Raw genomic sequence first — 17,105 nt, forward strand, 5'->3', positions numbered from 1 at the left:
ATGAACGCGCATTCCCACGTCCACGACGACGCCTGCGGTTGCGACGCGCCCGGCGGGATACAGCTGGTGCCGCCGCCGCTGTCGCTGTACGTGCACCTGCCCTGGTGCGTGCGCAAGTGCCCGTACTGCGATTTCAACTCGCACGCCGGCAAGGGCGCGCTGCCGTTCGACGCCTACGTGGACGCGCTGATCCGCGATCTCGACCAGGACCTGCCGCTGGTCTGGGGCCGGGTGGTCAACAGCGTGTTCTTCGGCGGCGGCACGCCCAGCCTGTTCCCGCCCGAGGCGATCGACCGCTTCCTGCAGCAGGCCAGCGCGCGGCTGCGGTTCGCGCCGAACCTGGAAGTGACGCTGGAGACCAACCCCGGTACCGCCGAGCACGGCCGCTTCGACCGTTACCGCGCCGCCGGCGTGAACCGCATCAGCTTCGGCATCCAGAGCTTCGACGACGACGCGCTCACGCGGCTGGGCCGCATCCACGACAGCGGCGAGGCCGAACGCGCGGTAAAGCTGGCGCAGGATGCCGGCTACGACAACTTCAACATCGACCTGATGTACGCGCTGCCGGAGCAGACCCTGGCGCAGGCCGAGCACGATCTGGAGCGCGCCTTCGCGCTCGATCCCACGCACATCTCGCATTACCAGCTCACGCTGGAGCCGAACACGGTGTTCTTCGCGCGGCCGCCGCAGGGTATCCCCGACGAGGACAGCGCCTGGGACATCCAGGAGCATTGCCAGGCGCTGCTGGCGCAGGCCGGCTACGGCCAGTACGAGGTCAGCGCCTATGCCCGCGACGGCTGGCAGTGCGCGCACAACCTCAACTACTGGCGCTTCGGCGATTACCTGGGCATCGGCGCCGGCGCGCACGGCAAGATCAGTTCCGGCGCGCAGCAGCAGGTGCTGCGCCGCTGGAAGCACAAGCACCCGCAGACGTTCATGGACAGCGCCGGCACGCCCGCGGCCATCGGCGGCGACGACGTGATCGATGCCGCGCGCCTGCCGTTCGAATACATGCTCAACCTGCTGCGCCTGCACGAAGGATTCGGCCTGCGCGACTTCGAATCGCGCACCGGCCTGGACCGCGCCGTGCTGCGGCCGGCGCTGGCCACCGCGGTGGAGCGCGGCTGGCTGCTGCACGATGGCGGACGCGTCGTTCCCACCGAACTGGGACGGCGTTTCACCAACGACGTGGTCGAGCTGTTCCTGCCCTGAACAGGGCGCGGCGGGGCGCCACGAGTGGCGGTGCCACCGGCGAAATGTTAGAAATCGCCCATCAGGGGGCGCGGAACGCACATCGGATGTCAGGCATCACAGCAACCTCCTCCAGTCAGGCGCTCGCCCGGCTCGACGGCGCGCAGGTTCCCGAGCGCGTGCGCCAGCTGCTCCAGGCCGCGCACGGCATCGCCGCGCAGGTCCTGGCCTCGCCGCTGCAGCTGACCATGGTGCAGCTGGAACGCGAACTGTTCGGCCTGGCCGAGAAGGCCCGCAACAGCCAGATCCAGGCCGACATCTACGCGCAGATCCGCCAGCTGGGCGTGCACGCTGCCGAATTCCCGGGCTGGTTCCTGGACGCGCTGGCCGAGGACCTGGCGCGACTGCGCGAACCGCCCGCGCCCGACGCCGCGCCCACCGCGGCGATACCGGCGATGACCCTGGTCACCGACACCGACATCGACCGCGACATCATCCTGCACGAGATGGCGCGGCGCGAAAGCTACCGCGCGCAGTCGCACCTGCAGCTGCTCGGGCAGCGCTTCGGCGTGCTCGCCGCGCAGCCGGCGTTCGACGTCGAACGCCTGCCGGTCGGGCCGCATGCGCTGTGCCGGATCCTGCGCGCGTGCGGCGAGCGGCTGGGCCTGAACCTGGAGGCGCAGCAGCAGCTCTACCACGTGTTCGAACGGCAGGCGATGGAGCGGCAGGTCGAGCTGCTGGACCGCCTGAACATCCTGCTGGCGCGCGAAGGCGTGCTGCCCGGGCTGGTCTACATCCCCTACCTGCCGCGTCCGTCGGGCCCGCGCCGCGCCGCGGGCGCTGCGGGCGGCCCCGCGCAGGCCGGCGCCGCGCACGCCACGCCGCGCCCGTTGACCCACTGGCAGGGCCAGGCCCCGGCTACCTCATGGGCAGAAACGGCGCTGCCGCCGCCGGCAGCGGGCATCGCCGCGCCCGCGATGGCCGGGGCGAACCCGGCGGCGGGCGGGGCGATGGCCGGCATGGCATCGCTGCACCAGCTGCTGGACACCGCGCGCCAGCTGCTGGCCCAGCACCTGCAGGCCAGCGGCGGCGCCGGCGGCGATCCCGGCGCGTTTGCGGGCGCGGACATGCTGGCCAGCCTGGCGGCGCTGGCCGGCCAACGCCGCCCCGCCAGCGGCTCCGCGGCCGCCGATCCGGGGGCGATAGGCGCAATGGGCGCGATGGGTGCGATGAGCCCGACGCCGCAGGCCACGGCACCGGCCCCGCCCGCGCGCGCCGTTCCCAGCGAAGCGGTGATGGACGTGCTCGCGCGCCTGCAGCCGCAGGGCGTGGCCGCCGGCTCGCGCCGCAGCTTCGGCGACATCCAGAAGGCGCTGCTGTCGCAGGTGCGCGCCGAACACGGCCAGAACGCCGCGCTCTCGCCGCGCGACAGCAATACGCTCGACCTGCTGGGCATGCTCTACGGGCAGATCCAGCGCGAGGTGCGCGCCGACGGCCCCGCCGCCGACCTGCTCAACCGCCTACAGGTGCCGCTGGCGCGCGCCGCCGTCGGCGACGAGGCATTCTTCATCCGCGACCAGCATCCGGCGCGCGAACTGCTCAACACCGTGGCCGAGTCCGGCGCGGTCTGGCTGGGCGACGACGACGGCGATCCGGTGCTGCTGCAGAAACTCGGCGAAGCGGTGGAACGCGTCGTCGCCGAGTACCAGGGCGACGAGGCGGTATTCGCCGCCGCCAACCGCCAGGTGCAGTCGCACCTGCAGGCCGCGGTGCGCAAGGCCGAGGTCACCGAGCGCCGGCAGATCGAGGCCGCGCGCGGCAAGGAACGGCTGGAAGCGGCCAAGCAGCTGGCCGGCCGCACCATCGGCCAGCTGTGCCGCGCGGCCGAACCGCCCAAGTTCGTGCAGACCCTGCTGCACGAGGCCTGGAGCGACGTGCTGACCCTGACCCTGCTGCGCCAGGGCGAGGACTCGGAGGAATGGCGCCAGCGCCAGGAGTCCACCCGCCGCATCGGCGAGATCACCGCCAGCGCCGAAGGCGCGGCCGATCCGGCGCTGTGCGGCCAGATCGAGGAATCGCTGCTGCAGGTCGGCTACCACGAGGACGAGGCCGGCGCGATCGCCCGGCGCCTGTCCACGCCCGGCGGCGAGGACGAGATCACCTCGCGCACCGAACTGGCCGCGCGGCTCAAGGCGCGCGCCCGGCTCGGCGGCGGCGCCGGCAAGGACGGCCAGGACCCGCAGGCGCCGCCGCAGGCCGAACGCACGCCGGCCGAGGAAGGCTTCTACCGCCAGCTGCGCACGCTGCCGTTCGGCACCTGGTTCGAATTCACCACCAACCAGCAGGGCGACACCCGCCGCCTGCGCCTGTCCTGGTACAGCCTGGTCACCGACCATGCCCTGTTCGTCAACCAGCGCGGGCAGAAGGTGGCCGAACATTCGCTCGACGCGCTGGCGCGGCTGATGGCATGCGGCCAGCTGCGCGTCGTCACCGAGGACCGCGGCCGCCTGATCGACCGCGCCTGGCAGGCCACCGTGCGCGCCCTGCGCTCGCTCGCCGGCGGCCACGCCGCTCCGGAGTCCGCATGATCCCCGAAACCCGACGCGCCCCGCGCCTGCAGGTGCCGGCCCTGGTGCCGGTCACCGACACGATGACCGCCGGCGTGGTCGGCCGGCTCGGCAACGTGTCCGAAACCGGCATGCTGCTGATCGCCTCCGAACCGCTCAACGAGGACGCGCTCTACCAGCTGCGCTTCCCCGTCCCCGATGGCCGCGGCGGCGAGCAGCCGATCGACGTCGGCGTGCACCTGCTGTGGCGCGAGGCGGCGCAGGCGCCGGGCCATTTCTGGGCGGGCTTCCGCTTCCTCACCCTGGAAAAGAGCCACCGCGAACGCCTGCGGCAATGGATCGAATCCAACCTTCCGGCATCCTGAGCGACGGAACCGGCACAGCGACGCGGCGCCGATTGCGGCAGAATCGTGGCTCGATTCCCGCCTTGCCGCGAGCCCCACGATGAACCTGCCCGACCCCGGCGCCCTGTACTCCGACCACCTGGGCGTGCTCGCCCGCCGCGCCGACGAAGCCCTGGCCCGCGGCGGCTTCGACCACCTGGTCGTGCCCAGCGGCCGCCTGCATTACCAGCTGTTCGACGACCGCGACTACCCGTATGCGGTCAACCCGCAGTTCAAGACCTGGCTGCCGCTGACCCGGCTGCCCGACAGCTGGCTGGTGTACACGCCCGGTCGCCGCCCGCAGCTGGTCTACCACCAGCCGCACGACTACTGGCACGCGGTGCCGGCCGCCCCCAGCGGCTGGTGGGTCGAGCATTTCGACATCCACATCATCCGCACGCCGGAAGAGGCGCTGGCGCTGCTGCCCAGGGACCTGGCGCGCTGCGCGATCCTGGGCGAGCCGCAGAGCGCGCTGGGCGGCGTCGTGCCCAACAACCCGCAGCCGGTCATCGACTACCTGGAATACCAGCGCGCGTTCAAGACGCCCTACGAGATCGCGCTGATGCGCCAGGCGCAGGTGCACGCGGTGCGCGGCCACCGCGCCGCCGAAGCCGCGTTCCGCGCCGGCGCCAGCGAGTTCGCCATCCACATGGCCTACTGCAGCGCCGTCGGCCAGGACGCCAACGAACTGCCCTATGGCAACATCATTGCCCTCAACGAGCACGCGGCGGTGCTGCACTACACCGACCTCTGCCATGCCGCGCCGCAGCCGGCACGCAGCTTCCTGATCGACGCCGGCGCCTCCGCGTACGGCTATGCCAGCGACATCACCCGCACCTACGCCGCCGCCGGCCACGACGAGTTCCAGGCGCTGATCGACGCGGTGGACGCCGCGCAGCGCAACATGTGCACGAAGGTGCGCGGCGGCTTCGACTACAAGCAGCTGCACATCGATGCGCACCTGGCGCTGATGGGCATCCTCAGGGACTTCGGCGTTATCACCGTCTCGCCGGAAGCGGCGCTGGCCAGCGGCGTCAGCGCGGCGTTCTTCCCGCACGGTATCGGCCACCTGATCGGCGCGCAGGTGCACGACGTGGCCGGCTTCGCCGCCAGCGACCGCGGCGGCCACATCGAACGCCCGGCCGGCCATCCCTACCTGCGCATGACCCGCGTGCTGGAGCCGGGCATGGTGGTGACCATCGAACCGGGCGTGTACTTCATCGACATGCTGCTGGACGAAGTGAAGAAGGCCGGCAACGGCGCCAGCGTGAACTGGGAGCGCGTGGATTTCTTCCGCCCCTACGGCGGCATCCGCATCGAGGACGAAGTGCTGTGCACCGACGGCGACGCCGACAACCTCACCCGCCCGGTGTTCGCGGCGCAGGGCTGAGCGCCTCGCCGCCGTTGCGATGACCCAAGCCCGGCCGCAGAACGCGGCCGGGCTTTTCATTGCGACTGCCCCAACGTCCACCTGCCCACCGTAGGAGCGGCTTCAGCCGCGATGGGGATTTACCGGGAAAGCCTCTTCGCGGCTGAAGCCGCTCCTACGGCGCTCCTGCGCGCATCGCGTGCGTGTTCGCGCCCGAGGTTCGCGGGGCAGGACCGAGCACCTCGCCGTAGCCGTTGCGATGACCCAAGCCCGGCCGCAAAACGCGGCCGGGCTTTTCATTGCGATTGCCCCAACGTCCACCTGCCCATCGTAGGAGCGGCTTCAGCCGCGATGGGGACTTATCGGGAGAGCTTCTTCGCGGCTGAAGCCGCTCCTACGGCGTTCCTGCGCGCATCGCGTGCGTGTTCGCGCCCGGTGTTAGCAGCGCAGGATTGAGCTCTTCGCCGCGCCGCGATGATCCAAGTCCGGCCCCAGAACGCGGCCGAACTCTTCATTGCGATTGCCCCATCGTCCGCCTGCCCCCGTAGGAGCGGCTTCAGCCGCGATGGGGATTTGCCGGGAGAGCCTCTTCGCGGCTGAAGCCGCTCCTACGGTGCTCCTGCGCGCGTCATGTGCGAGCCAACCGCGCATCCGACACCTGCCTTCGGTGCTTGCAGGACGGCGTCTCCAGCCCTCCCCGCGCTACGCGCAAGGCAGTAGAAACCCCTGGCTCAACGCGCCGCCATGAACGCCTCGATGCCGTCGGTGCTGCGTTCCAGTTCGCCGGTCAGCACGTGGTGGCCGTCGCCGGTGATCAGCACGTCGTCCTCGATGCGGATGCCGATGCCGCGCCAGCGCGCTTCCACGCTGCCGTCGTCCGGCGACACGTACAGCCCCGGCTCGATGGTGAACACCATGCCCGGTTCCAGCAGCCGCGATTCGCCGGCGAGCCTGTAGTCGCCCACGTCGTGCACGTCCAGGCCCAGCCAGTGCCCGGTCTTGTGCCGGTAGAAGCGCTTGTAGTGGCCTTCGATCAGGTTCTCTTCCAGGTCGCCCTTCAGCAGCCCCAGCCGCAGCAGGCCCTCGGTGAGCACCTCGACCGCGGCCAGGTGGCCTTCCTCGTAGGCGATGCCCGGCCGCGCCTGTTCCAGCGCCGCCGCCTGCGCGGCCAGCACCAGGTCGTGCAGGGCGCGCTGCTCGGCGCTGAAGCGGCCGTTGACCGGGAAGGTGCGGGTGATGTCGCTGGCGTAGCCGCGGTATTCGGCGCCGGCGTCGATCAGCACCAGGTCGCCGTCGCGGCTGCCGCCGCTGTTGGCGCGGTAATGCAGCACGCAGGCGTTGGTGCCGGCGCCGACGATGCTGTTGTAGGCCGGCACGGCGTCGTGGCGGCGGAACACGCATTCCAGTTCGGCCTGCAGCTCGTATTCGCGGATGCCGGCGCGCGCGGCGCGCATCGCCGCGCGGTGCGCGCACACGCTGATGTCGGCGGCCTGCTGCATCAGCGCGATCTCGGCCGGCGACTTGAACAGGCGCTGCTCGTGCAGCAGGTGGCCCAGCTCCAGGAACTCGTGCGGCGGCTGCGCGCCGTGGCGCACCTGCGAGCGCACGCGGTTCACCCAGCCGATCAGCTTGAGGTCGAAATCGGCGTCGCGGCCGAAGTGGTAGTAGACCCGCGAACGCCCTTCGAGCAGGCCCGGCAGGATGTCGTCCAGGTCCTCGATCGGATAGGCGTCGTCCATGCCGTAGCGCGCCACCGCGCCTTCCTGGCCTTCGCGCGGGCCGTCCCAGGCTTCGCGCTCGGCATCGCGCTCGCGGCAGAACAGGAGCGTCTCGCCATGGCGGCGGCCGGGAATCAGCACCAGCACCGCTTCCGGCTCGGGGAAGCCGCACAGGTACCAGAAGTCCGAATCCTGCCGGTACGGGTAGTGCGTGTCGTTGCTGCGCACGCGCTCGGGCGCGGCCGGCAGCACCAGGATGGCGTCGTCGCCGGCCGCCTCCATCAGCTGGCGGCGACGGTGCGCGTACTCGGCGGGCGCGATGCCGGTCAGCGTGTGCATGGCGGCTCAGTTCAGGCGCTGGCGGTGGCGCGCGCCCATCACGCAGTCGCCGTGCAGCAGCAGCACCGCCACGCGCACGAATTCCTCGATCTCGGCCAGCGCGTCCTCGTCCTCGTCGGCGCTGTCGAACTCGTCGCTGGACGCCTGCGCCAGCCGCGCCAGGTCCTGCAGCGCTTCCTCGCCTTCCTCGCTCAGCGCAGGGCGCTTGCCCGCGGCCAGGCCGAAGCCGCCGAGGAACGCGCGGCACCAGTCGAACAGCGCGTCGGTACGTTCCTGCAGCGGCGCGGCCGGCGCGGCCAGCACCAGTTCGAAGGCGAAATCGCGGTCTTCCAGCTGCGCCACGACGGCCTGCCGCAGGCGGTCGAGCGCGCTGCCCGGTTCGGGCGTGGGCAGGTTGTCGTCGGCCAGCACCCTGGCCGGCCAGGCCGGCAGGTCGGCGCCGCCGGCGGCCAGCCAGCCGCACAGTCCACCGTGGAGTTCGGCCGGGGTGGCGCCCAGGTCCAGCGACTGGCTGGCCTGCAGGATGTCGTTCACGGCGGGAAGATCGGTCATGTCACATGGGTCTGCGGAAGCGGGAAAGGCCCGCGCCGCGCGCGGCGCGGCGACGGCTGCACAGTGTAGCAACGGCGCCGTGCGCGCCATCTTGACCACCCCCGACGCGCATGCCTATCGTGCCGGGCATGGATGCCTTCGATCCCGCCGCCCAGTTGCAGGCCCTGGCCGCCCGTCTCGACCTGCTGTTCGAGCGCAACCGGCGCCTGGCCGAGGAAAACCGCAGCCTGCGCCAGCAGCAGGAACAGCTGGTGGCCGAACGCGCGCAGCTGCTGGCCAAGAACGAGCAAGCGCGCTCGCGCGTGGAAGCGATGATCACCCGCCTCAAATCGCTGGAGCAGCACACGTGAGCCAGAACGAGCCGGTCAGCGTCCGCATCCTCGACCGCGAATATACCGTCGGCGTGGAGCCGGCCGAGCGCGACAGCCTCACCGCCGCCGCGCGCATGCTCGACGCGCGCATGCGCGAGATCCGCGGCAACAACCGCATGGCCGCGGTGGACCGGGTGGCGGTACTGGCCGCGCTCAACCTCGCCCACGAACTGCACCTGATGCGCGACGAACTGGCGCAGCAGCAGCAGCGTTTCCAGAGCGCGATGAACGCGCTCAACCGGCGCGTGGACGACGCGATCGACGACGGCCGCTGACGGCGCCGCATTCATCCGATGAACGGTCGCATCCGCGATGTGCGGACAGGCTGTCATGCGCGCGCAACCTCGTTATACTGGCGCCGCGTTCTCTGCCCTGAACGACGGCGTGTGCAAACATTCGCCTTGTCCCTTAATGACGACCACGGGGGCGCGACGGCACCGGGTGTGCAGGTCCGCCTTGCAGCGGGAAGCCCGATGGTTCCCCAGCGTCCCCACTTGAACCCCGGGTTCAAGGTCGTTTCGCACGCATCGTCATGGCGGAGAATGCAATTATTCTGGAACGGCGCCGCAAGGCGCCGTTCTTCTTTTCCCTTCTCCCTCCGGGGTGAAGGCGTGTTGCTTGCGAACCATTGGTTCGCACACGCCTGAACGCCCGGCGCGCTGCGCCGGGCTGGGGCGCGGAGTGAGGTGGCGCGAAGCGCCGGATGAGGGTACGGGCGAAGCCTCGTGCAGCAAAACATCGCGAGGGCTTCGCCCCCAGCCCTCTCCCCAACCCCTCTCCCAAGGGGAGAGGGGCATACTTACCGCCCATGACTGCCGACGACCGCCAGGATCTCCGCCGCCACCTGCGCCAGCGCCGCCGCGAGATCCCGGCCGCCGAACGCATCGCCGCCGCCGAAACGCTGGCCGCGCGGTTGCTGGCCCTGCCCTTCGCCGATGTGAGCGGCCCGGTCGCCGGCTACTGGGCGGTGGACGGCGAGATCGCCCTCCACCGCTGGCAGATGCAGCTGCCCAAGCGCCAGACCTACTGCCTGCCGGTGCTGCACGGCCGCCTGCTGCGCTTCGCGCCATGGCGGCCGGGGCAGCCGCTGCGCGCCAACCGCTACGGCATCCCCGAGCCGGACATCGATCCGGAACGCACGCTGCACGCGCAGGACATGGCGCTGGTGGTCGCGCCGCTGGTCGGCTTCGACCCGCAGGGCCGGCGGCTGGGCATGGGGGGCGGCTGGTATGATCGCAGCTTCGCTTTCCGCCAGCGGCAGAGCGCGCCGCCGTGGCTGGTCGGCGCCGGCTTCGCCGCCCAGCAGGTGCCGGCGCTGCCGGTCGAGGACTGGGACGTGGCGGTGGATGCCATCTGCACCGAGCAGGCCACTCTCTACCCGGAACCGTCGCACGCATGACCGCCCGCAAGCGCTACTGGCTGATGAAGTCCGAACCGGACGCCTTTTCCATCGACGACCTGCAGCGCGTGGGTACCGAACCGTGGAACGGCGTGCGCAACTACCAGGCGCGCAACTTCATGCGCGACGGCATGAAGGTCGGCGACGGTATCCTGTTCTACCACTCCAACACCAAGGTGCCGGGCATCGTCGGCACCGCCACCGTGGCCAGCGCGGCCTATCCGGACGAGACCCAGTTCGACCCGAAGACGCCCTACTTCGACCCCAAGGCCACCCGCGAACAGCCGCGCTGGTACCTGGTGGACGTGGCCTTCGAGCGCAAGCTGGCGCAGGTGATCGCGCTGGACGAGATCAAGCAGTACACCGACGAACTGGGCGAAGGCTTCGCGCTGACCGCGCGCGGCAACCGTCTGTCGGTGTTCCCGGTCACCGGCGCGCAGTGGAAGCTGCTGCTGGCGCTGGAAAAGAAGCAGCCGGCCTGATTCCCCATCCTCCGTAGGAGCGGCTCCGGGTGGCCTCGGGCCATCAGCCGCGAACGGAGCGTTCCCGGGAAAGCCCGTTCGCGGCTGAAGCCGCTCCTACGACAACCGCATTTTTCCAACTCCACCGAGCCCACCATGTCCGAAGCCAAGCGCCTGGCCGCCGAAAAAGCCATCGAATACGTCCAGAAGGGAATGATCGTCGGGGTCGGCACCGGCTCCACCGTCGCCTATTTCATCGAGGCGCTGGCGCGCATCAAGGACCAGATCGAAGGCGCCGTCTCCAGCTCCGAGCAGAGCACCGCCCTGCTCAAGGGCCACGGCATCGAGGTGCTGGACCTGAACCACACCGGCGGGCTGTCGCTGTACGTGGACGGCGCCGACGAGTGCGACGGCAACAGGAACCTGATCAAGGGCGGCGGCGCCGCGCTGACCCGCGAGAAGATCATCGCCGAAGCCAGCAAGCAGTTCGTCTGCATCGTCGACCCGAGCAAGCAGGTCAAGGTGCTGGGCAGGTTCCCGCTGCCGGTGGAAGTGATCCCGATGGCGCGCAGCCTGGTGGCGCGCGAGATCCTGGCCCTGACCGGCGGCCAGCCGGTGTGGCGCGACGGCGTGGTCACCGACAACGGCAACCTGATCCTGGACGTGCACAACCTGTCCATCACCGACCCGGTGAAGCTGGAGCAGCAGCTCAACCAGATCCCGGGCGTGGTCACCGTCGGCCTGTTCGCGCGCCGCCCGGCCGACGTGGTCATCGTCGGCGGGGAGCCGCCGCAGGTGCTGTAAGCCCGCACACGCGACGACGGTTGCCACGGCGCGTCAGCCGGCCGTGGCATCGAGCCAGGCACGCCACTGTTGCTCCAGTGCCGGCAGAGTGTCCGGCAGGTCGAAGGCCGGGCCGGTGTCGGCCAGCCACGCGTCGAAACGGCTGCCGGCCGCGATGCGCGCGCTGATGCTGCCCAGTACACCGGCGCGGGTAGCCGCAGTGGTCTGGACCAGGAAATCGGCCCAGCCCTGCACCTGCGCGTAGTAGCGCGCCCCGGTCGCCGGATCGCCGGCCGCGGCCGGGCTGCGATAGAACAGGCTGACGCCCTTGGCAGCCGGCGCGGCCTGTCCGTCGGGGCGGGCCGGGTTGGCCATGGCCAGGAAGCTGGCCAGGTCGGGCAGCGGATGCGCCGGATCGGCCTGCATGCCGCGCAGCATCCGCCGGCGCTGGGCGACCAGTTCGTCGGCCTCCAGCACCATCGCCGCCGCTTCGTTGAGCCAGTCCGGACTGCGCGCGTGGCCGTGCCCGGAGGTCGTGCCCAGGTCCGGCCAGTAGGCGAGGTTGAAGACCACGTGGCCCAGCTCATGGCGGGTCAGGTTGCGCCAGATCGCCTGGGCGATGGTCGGGTTGGCGGCGAGCAGGCGGCTGCCCGGGTCGTCGGCCGCCACCGCCGACTGGCGCGCGGTCTGAAAGGCCTGCATGCCGGGCCAGTCGATCACCTGCACGGCACCAACGGCGACCAAACGCGCGCGGTCATCGGCGCCGATGCCCTCCGGCGCGTCCAGCAGCACCGCGAGCCGGAGCGGCGGCCGGGCGAAGTGATGCTCGAAGGCCGCAGCGCTGGCGGCCAGGTCGCCGCCCAGCATCCGTACCTGCCCGGCATCGCGGCCGTAGACCCAGCCATGCGCGCCGGTGGCGCAGTGGTCCAGCCCGGGCAGCGGCGGGCAGCCGGCATCGGCCCGGGCGTTGCCCGCGAGCAGCAGCAGGAAAGGCACTGTCAGAAGAGTAGGGAAACGGCGAAGGACCATGCGGGCATCTCCGGACGGGGATGCGTTCCCTGACGCGCGGAACCGGCGGATGTGTCAGCCGCGTACGGTTCCGGCCACGCCGTCAGCGCGTGGATTTCCTGTCGGCCTGCGCCAGCGCCTTCACCAGCTCGCCGACCAGTTCGCGCTGCCGCGGCGGCAGGGCCAGGAAGGTATCGATCACCGCGCGTTCGCGCGCACCCACCGCGTTCCACTCGGCGCGCGGCTCGGCCACGCGCGGCGCATCGCCGAAACGCAGGGTATGCGGCGCCACGCCGAACAGTTCGGCCAGCACCTGCAGCTTGTCCTGCTCGGGAATGGAACGACCGCCCAGCCAGCGCGAAGCGCTCTGGAAACTCACCGAACGCCCCGCGTAGCGGGCATTGAACAGGCGGAAGAGGATCGCCGGCCGCGGTTCGTAACCGGCTGCGCTCATCGCCTGTCCCAAGCGTCGGGAGAATTCGAAGCGTTCGTCGCTCATGGCCGGCAACGTTACGGACCACGCCCGTAACGAGAGCACCAATCGCTTTCATTTGAATGAACTAATTGCTTTCATTGGTGCATGGACCCACGCGCGGCGCGTGCCCGGGCATCGCCGCCCCGCCAAGGAGAAGCACCATGGAGAGCGATTGCGTCGCCGGCGCGGCAGCGCCCCCTTTCATCCGCGACTACACGGACGTGGACTACCGCAGCCGCTACGCCGGCCTGCTGCGGCTGCACCCCATGCCGGCCGAGGCGATCGCCGAGCTGTGCCTGTTCCGCTTCTGGCTGGCCTGCCGCGCCCACGCGCAGTCGGACCCGGCGGCGGACGCCACCGCGGCAGCGGTGCCGCCGCTGTACCTGCCCGCTGGCTGGGCGCCGCCGCGACAGGCCGCCGGGCTGGCCATCGACTGCACGCTGGGCGCCTGGTTCGGCCACCTGCTGGAAAGCCGCTTCGACCTGTACGACCGCTTCTTCCAGCTCGGCCGCAGCGACGACGACCCGCTCGGCCTGGACGCGGTCGCGCTGGCGCTTTCCTGCCAGTTGTTCGTGCAGCCCTCCGCCGCCACCCGGGCCTGGCTGCGCGGGGAGGTGCACGCGCTGTTCGCCGACCTGCTGGCCGCCTTCGCCGCCATGGCGCCCGCGCCGGCACCGGACCGCGGCGGCGCTTGACGCCGCCGCGCGCATCCGTGAAGGTGCGCAGCGCCTCCTTCACCCGTGGAATCCGCCATGTCCCTGCCGCGCCTCGCCGCCTGCCTGTTCCTGTTGCTGCTGCTCGGCGGCTGCGCCAGCGCCGGCGGGCACTGGGTGGAACTGGCCGGCACCCGCTACCAGGTGGAACTGGCCCAGGACGACGCCACCCGCGCGCGCGGGCTGATGTTCCGCGACCGCATGGACGCCGACCGCGGCATGCTGTTCATCCACGACCGCCTGGAACCGCAGGCGTACTGGATGAAGAACACCCGCATCCCGCTGGACATCCTCTACTTCGACGACACCCGCCGGCTGGTCAGCCAGCAGCGCGACGTACCGCCGTGCTCGGCCGGCGACGCCTGCCCGCCCTACCCCAGCTTCAAGCCGGCGCGCTACGTGCTGGAACTCAATGCCGGCCAGGCGGCGAAACTGAAACTCGAAGACGGCACCGAACTGGTGTTCGGCCCCGGCATCCCGAAAGGCAAATAACCCGCCCCACGTAGGAGCGACTTCAGTCGCGAAAGGGCTTTCCCGGTAACGCCCCTTCGCGACTGAAGTCGCTCCTACCCGGCATGCGCAGGCCGCACGCCTTGAACCGGCCACGCTTTGCCGCCAGTCATGGGCCATATCTGGCATACGCCTCACCCTGCCGCACTGGGATGCGCTGGCCGACGACGCACTGCCGCTGCTGCCCACCGCGCTGCTGATCGCGCGCGACGAATACCCGCAGCTGGGACGGCGCCGGACTGATGTTCGGCCTAGGCATCCCGAAGAGCAAATGACCCGCCCCACGTAGGAGCGACTTCAGTCGCGAAAGGGCTGGCCCGGTAACACCCCATCGCGACTGAAGTCGCTCCTACCCGGCATGCGCGGGCCGCACGCCTTGAACCGGCCACGCTTTGCCGCCAGTCTTGGGCCATGTCCGACACACGCCTCACCCTGCCGCACTGGGATGCGCTGGCCGACCTGGCCGACGACGCACTGCCGCTGCTGCCCACCGCGCTGCTGATCGCGCGCGACGAATACCCGCAGCTGGACCCGGCCCGCTACGACCGGCTGCTGCAGGCCCATGCCGACCACCTGCGGGTGGAAGTGGACGCCATCGCCGAGTGGCCGCTGAAGGTGGCCGCCATCAACCACCACCTGTTCAACGAACTGGGCTACAGCGGCAACCACGACGCCTATTACGACCCGCGCAACAGCTACCTCAACGAGGTGGTCACGCGCCGGCTCGGCAACCCGATCTCGCTGGCGCTGGTGCAGATGGAAGTCTCGCGCCGGCTCGGTCTGCCGCTGGAAGGCATTTCCTTCCCCGGCCATTTCCTGGTGCGGCTGCCGGTGGAGGAAGGCGTGCTGGTCATGGACCCGTTCAACGGCGGCCGCCCGCTGGGCGTGGACGAACTGCGCGAGCGCGCGCGCAGCAACCTCGGCGGCGAGACGCCCGACGACCAGGTGCTGGCGCAGATCCTGGACCCGGCGCCGGCGCGCGCGATCCTGATGCGCATGCTGCGCAATCTCTACGGCGTCTACGCCGAACGCGAGGAATGGGACCGCGCCGCGCGCAGCGCCGACCGCATCCTCAAGCTCGCGCCCGAGCAGAACGACGCACTGCGCGACCGCGGCCTGGCCTATCTGCGCCTGGACCACCTGGCCGGCGCGCGCGCGGACCTGTCGCTGTACCTGCGGCGCGAACCCGATGCCGCCGACGCGGCGCAGGTGCGCGAACGCCTGATCGATCTCGGCGGCGAGCGGCCGCAGCTGCATTGACGCGGGAACGGTCGTAGGAGCGCACCTTGGTGCGCGAGGGGACTTCCCGGGAAAGCCCGGTCGCGCACCAAGGTGCGCTCCTACGGCGGCAAGCCTCAGTCCAGCTCCACCATCTCGAAATCGTCCTTGGTCGTGCCGCAGTCCGGGCAGGTCCAGGTCTCGGGCACGTCTTCCCAGCGCGTGCCGGGCGCGATGCCTTCCTCGGGCAGGCCATCGGCTTCGTTGTAGATGAAGCCGCAGACGACGCACATCCAGGTGCGGAAAGTGGAGGCGGAAGCGTCGGACATCGGATAATCACGGCAACACGAGGGGCCGCAGATTGTCCCATTCCCGCCGCCGTACAGGTAGCCATCCATGCCCCACCCCGCCTCCGCCGCCCGCGGCGTCTATCTGATCACCCCCGACGAGGCCGATACCGCGCGCCTGCTCGAGCGCACGCGCCCGCTGCTCGCCGCCGGCGCCGCGTGGCTGCAGTACCGCAACAAGGCGGTCGACGCGGCCGGCCGCCATGAACAGGCGCAGGCCCTGCAGGCGCTGTGCGCCGCCGCCGGCGTGCCGCTGATCGTCAACGACGATGCCGCGCTGGCCGCCGCCGTCGGCGCGGCCGGCGTGCACTTGGGCGAGGACGACGGCGACATCGCTGCGGCGCGCGCCCTGCTCGGCGCCGACGCCATCATCGGCGCGTCCTGCTACGACCGGATCGAGCTGGCGCAGCGTGCGGTGGCCGCCGGCGCCAGCTACGTCGCCTTCGGCGCATTCTTTCCCAGCCGCAGCAAGGCCACCACCCGGCGCGCGCACCCGCAGCTGCTGCGCGAGGCCGCCACGCTGGGCGTGCCGCGCGTGGCCATCGGCGGCCTGACCGCGGACAACGGCGCGCCACTGGTCGCCGCCGGCGCCGACCTGCTCGCGGTCATCAGCGGCGTATACGCGGCCGACGATCCGGTGGCGGCGCTGCGCGGCTACCAGGCATGTTTCCCTCCGCGCTGAGCGGCCACGGCGCGTTGCTTCCCGTCTTCTCCGGGGAAGCCGCTCGACCGGATCGCGCGGTTGCATGGGGAAACCTTCCAAAGGGTCGGCCGACGTATGCGCCGCATGCAGTGGTCGCGAAAGAGCGGATGTAGGTACGACGGACACTTCTGACGGCCGAGCGCCGCGGGCTTCCGCGCACCCTCACCCCAGCCCCCGCTCCGCGCCCTGGCCCATGCCAGCGGCGTGGGCGCTTGAAGTCACGCGCGCCACTAGCGCGCAGACCGTGCCTTCTCGCCCCACGGGGAGAGGGGCTTGAACAACTCACCGGATCGCCAGAGTGCATGGGGAAACCTTCCGAAGGGTAGGCTTGCGGATGCGCCGCATGCCGCGGTCGCGGAAGAACGGATGTAGGTACGGCGGACACTTCTGACGGCCGAGCGCCGCGGGCTTCACCGCGCACCCTCACCCCAACCCCCGCTCCGCGCCCCGGCCCATGCCAGCGGCGTGGGCGCTCGAAGGCACGCGCGCCAGTGGCGCGCAAACCGTGCCCTCTCGCCCGCGGGGGAGAGGGGCTTGAACAGCTCACCGGATCGCCGGGGTGCATGAGGAAACTTTCCGAAGGCTCGGCCGAATGCACCGCATGCCGTGGTCCCGGAAGAACGGATTCAGGTACGGACACTTCTGACGGCCGAACGCAGCGGGCTTCGCCGCGCACCCTCACCCCAACCCCCGCTCCGCGCCCCGGCCCATGCCAGCGGCGTGGGCGCTCAAAGGCACGCGCGCCAGTGGCGCGCAAACCGAGCCCTCTCGCCCCGCAGAGAGAGGGCTTGAACAGCTCACCGGATCGCAGGGGTGCATGGGGAAACCTTCCGAAGAAGGGTCGGCATGCGGACGCGCCGCATGCCGTGGTCCCGGAAGAACAGAGGTATGTGCGACGGACACTTCTGCCAGCCGAGCGCCGCGGGCTTTGTCGCCCCCCCTCACCCCAACCCCCGCTCCGCGCCCCGGCCCACGCCAGCGGCGTGGGCCGGGGCGCG

The 17,105-nt window shown here is 70.9% G+C and carries 18 protein-coding genes and 1 other RNA gene; 14 read left to right on the top strand and 5 right to left on the bottom strand.

The window, feature by feature from the left end:
* The 4 genes from hemW to pepQ all read left to right on the top strand — a co-directional run bounded on the left by hemW (position 1) and on the right by pepQ (position 5,531).
* Positions 1–1,212 (top strand): radical SAM family heme chaperone HemW, encoded by a 1,212-nt coding sequence (hemW, locus tag CQ393_RS12525; protein ID WP_153191888.1) that lies wholly within the window; start codon positions 1–3, stop codon positions 1,210–1,212.
* 86 nt (positions 1,213–1,298) lie between these two features.
* Positions 1,299–3,779, top strand: coding sequence for a DUF1631 domain-containing protein (locus CQ393_RS12530; RefSeq protein WP_153191889.1), 2,481 nt, complete (start codon positions 1,299–1,301; stop codon positions 3,777–3,779).
* Entirely contained in the window at positions 3,776–4,123 is a 348-nt protein-coding gene (locus tag CQ393_RS12535; RefSeq protein ID WP_153191890.1) for a PilZ domain-containing protein, read from the top strand. The genes CQ393_RS12530 and CQ393_RS12535 overlap by 4 nt, the downstream gene beginning before the upstream one ends.
* A 79-nt stretch (positions 4,124–4,202) precedes the next feature.
* A complete protein-coding gene (gene pepQ / locus CQ393_RS12540) occupies positions 4,203–5,531 on the top strand; it encodes a Xaa-Pro dipeptidase (RefSeq protein WP_153191891.1) in 1,329 nt (442 codons plus the stop codon).
* Positions 5,532–6,241: 710 nt separating this feature from the next.
* On the opposite strand, the gene CQ393_RS12545 is transcribed toward pepQ, so the two are convergent.
* A complete protein-coding gene (locus CQ393_RS12545) occupies positions 6,242–7,567 on the bottom strand; it encodes an aminopeptidase P N-terminal domain-containing protein (protein ID WP_153191892.1) in 1,326 nt (441 codons plus the stop codon).
* Between the two features lie 6 nt (positions 7,568–7,573).
* Positions 7,574–8,119 carry a YecA family protein gene (locus CQ393_RS12550; RefSeq protein WP_153191893.1) on the bottom strand — a complete coding sequence of 182 codons (546 nt, stop codon included), beginning with the start codon at positions 8,117–8,119 and terminating at the stop codon, positions 7,574–7,576.
* Positions 8,120–8,247: 128 nt separating this feature from the next.
* On the opposite strand from CQ393_RS12550, the gene CQ393_RS12555 reads away from it, so the two are divergent.
* The 6 genes from CQ393_RS12555 (at position 8,248) to rpiA (ending at position 11,154) form a co-directional block, all read left to right on the top strand.
* A complete protein-coding gene (locus CQ393_RS12555; protein ID WP_153191910.1) occupies positions 8,248–8,469 on the top strand; it encodes a TIGR02449 family protein in 222 nt (73 codons plus the stop codon).
* Positions 8,466–8,765, top strand: coding sequence for a cell division protein ZapA (locus tag CQ393_RS12560; RefSeq protein WP_343199955.1), 300 nt, complete (start codon positions 8,466–8,468; stop codon positions 8,763–8,765). Before CQ393_RS12555 ends, CQ393_RS12560 begins: the two co-directional genes overlap by 4 nt.
* 86 nt (positions 8,766–8,851) lie before the next feature.
* A non-coding RNA gene (gene ssrS / locus CQ393_RS12565) (6S RNA) lies at positions 8,852–9,036 on the top strand.
* A gap of 262 nt (positions 9,037–9,298) precedes the next feature.
* Positions 9,299–9,889, top strand: coding sequence for a 5-formyltetrahydrofolate cyclo-ligase (locus CQ393_RS12570; protein WP_153191894.1), 591 nt, complete (start codon positions 9,299–9,301; stop codon positions 9,887–9,889).
* A complete protein-coding gene (locus CQ393_RS12575; protein ID WP_153191895.1) occupies positions 9,886–10,371 on the top strand; it encodes an EVE domain-containing protein in 486 nt (161 codons plus the stop codon). The genes CQ393_RS12570 and CQ393_RS12575 overlap by 4 nt, the downstream gene beginning before the upstream one ends.
* 135 nt (positions 10,372–10,506) lie before the next feature.
* A complete protein-coding gene (gene rpiA / locus CQ393_RS12580; protein WP_153191896.1) occupies positions 10,507–11,154 on the top strand; it encodes a ribose-5-phosphate isomerase RpiA in 648 nt (215 codons plus the stop codon).
* A gap of 33 nt (positions 11,155–11,187) precedes the next feature.
* Here the strand turns inward: rpiA and CQ393_RS12585 are convergent, their stop codons facing one another.
* Together CQ393_RS12585 and CQ393_RS12590 are read right to left on the bottom strand one after the other, a co-directional pair.
* Entirely contained in the window at positions 11,188–12,129 is a 942-nt protein-coding gene (locus CQ393_RS12585) for a hypothetical protein (protein ID WP_153191897.1), read from the bottom strand.
* A gap of 115 nt (positions 12,130–12,244) precedes the next feature.
* Entirely contained in the window at positions 12,245–12,640 is a 396-nt protein-coding gene (locus CQ393_RS12590; protein WP_153191898.1) for a transcriptional regulator, read from the bottom strand.
* A gap of 137 nt (positions 12,641–12,777) precedes the next feature.
* On the opposite strand from CQ393_RS12590, the gene CQ393_RS12595 reads away from it, so the two are divergent.
* The 3 genes from CQ393_RS12595 to CQ393_RS12605 all read left to right on the top strand — a co-directional run bounded on the left by CQ393_RS12595 (position 12,778) and on the right by CQ393_RS12605 (position 15,099).
* A complete protein-coding gene (locus tag CQ393_RS12595) occupies positions 12,778–13,311 on the top strand; it encodes a hypothetical protein (RefSeq protein WP_153191899.1) in 534 nt (177 codons plus the stop codon).
* Positions 13,312–13,368: 57 nt separating this feature from the next.
* The gene (locus CQ393_RS12600; RefSeq protein ID WP_153191900.1) at positions 13,369–13,821 is read left to right on the top strand and encodes a DUF192 domain-containing protein; all 453 of its coding nucleotides are present in this window, start codon (positions 13,369–13,371) and stop codon (positions 13,819–13,821) included.
* Positions 13,822–14,250: 429 nt separating this feature from the next.
* Complete coding sequence (locus CQ393_RS12605; protein WP_153191901.1) at positions 14,251–15,099, top strand: SirB1 family protein; 849 nt, start codon at positions 14,251–14,253, stop codon at positions 15,097–15,099.
* Between the two features lie 95 nt (positions 15,100–15,194).
* On the opposite strand, the gene CQ393_RS12610 is transcribed toward CQ393_RS12605, so the two are convergent.
* Positions 15,195–15,386 carry a rubredoxin gene (locus CQ393_RS12610; protein ID WP_153191902.1) on the bottom strand — a complete coding sequence of 64 codons (192 nt, stop codon included), beginning with the start codon at positions 15,384–15,386 and terminating at the stop codon, positions 15,195–15,197.
* Between the two features lie 67 nt (positions 15,387–15,453).
* Here CQ393_RS12610 and thiE point away from each other — a divergent pair, with 67 nt between their 5' ends.
* Positions 15,454–16,086 (top strand): thiamine phosphate synthase, encoded by a 633-nt coding sequence (gene thiE / locus CQ393_RS12615; RefSeq protein ID WP_153191903.1) that lies wholly within the window; start codon positions 15,454–15,456, stop codon positions 16,084–16,086.
* Positions 16,087–17,105 lie beyond the last annotated feature (1,019 nt).

The organism is Stenotrophomonas sp. MYb238 (assembly GCF_009496535.1).
GTDB lineage: Bacteria > Pseudomonadota > Gammaproteobacteria > Xanthomonadales > Xanthomonadaceae > Stenotrophomonas.

Bases quoted from the DNA above. Each gene is read 5' to 3' on its own strand.
- pepQ (WP_153191891.1), top strand. From the start codon at position 4,203: ATGAACCTGCCCGACCCCGGCGCCCTGTACTCCGACCACCTGGGCGTG.
- CQ393_RS12575 (WP_153191895.1), top strand. From the start codon at position 9,886: ATGACCGCCCGCAAGCGCTACTGGCTGATGAAGTCCGAACCGGACGCC.
- rpiA (WP_153191896.1), top strand. From the start codon at position 10,507: ATGTCCGAAGCCAAGCGCCTGGCCGCCGAAAAAGCCATCGAATACGTC.
- CQ393_RS12555 (WP_153191910.1), top strand. From the start codon at position 8,248: ATGGATGCCTTCGATCCCGCCGCCCAGTTGCAGGCCCTGGCCGCCCGT.
- CQ393_RS12590 (WP_153191898.1), bottom strand. From the start codon at position 12,640: ATGAGCGACGAACGCTTCGAATTCTCCCGACGCTTGGGACAGGCGATG.
- CQ393_RS12605 (WP_153191901.1), top strand. From the start codon at position 14,251: ATGTCCGACACACGCCTCACCCTGCCGCACTGGGATGCGCTGGCCGAC.
- CQ393_RS12570 (WP_153191894.1), top strand. From the start codon at position 9,299: ATGACTGCCGACGACCGCCAGGATCTCCGCCGCCACCTGCGCCAGCGC.
- CQ393_RS12545 (WP_153191892.1), bottom strand. From the start codon at position 7,567: ATGCACACGCTGACCGGCATCGCGCCCGCCGAGTACGCGCACCGTCGC.
- CQ393_RS12535 (WP_153191890.1), top strand. From the start codon at position 3,776: ATGATCCCCGAAACCCGACGCGCCCCGCGCCTGCAGGTGCCGGCCCTG.
- CQ393_RS12595 (WP_153191899.1), top strand. From the start codon at position 12,778: ATGGAGAGCGATTGCGTCGCCGGCGCGGCAGCGCCCCCTTTCATCCGC.
- CQ393_RS12600 (WP_153191900.1), top strand. From the start codon at position 13,369: ATGTCCCTGCCGCGCCTCGCCGCCTGCCTGTTCCTGTTGCTGCTGCTC.
- hemW (WP_153191888.1), top strand. From the start codon at position 1: ATGAACGCGCATTCCCACGTCCACGACGACGCCTGCGGTTGCGACGCG.
- thiE (WP_153191903.1), top strand. From the start codon at position 15,454: ATGCCCCACCCCGCCTCCGCCGCCCGCGGCGTCTATCTGATCACCCCC.
- CQ393_RS12530 (WP_153191889.1), top strand. From the start codon at position 1,299: ATGTCAGGCATCACAGCAACCTCCTCCAGTCAGGCGCTCGCCCGGCTC.
- CQ393_RS12550 (WP_153191893.1), bottom strand. From the start codon at position 8,119: ATGACCGATCTTCCCGCCGTGAACGACATCCTGCAGGCCAGCCAGTCG.
- CQ393_RS12610 (WP_153191902.1), bottom strand. From the start codon at position 15,386: ATGTCCGACGCTTCCGCCTCCACTTTCCGCACCTGGATGTGCGTCGTC.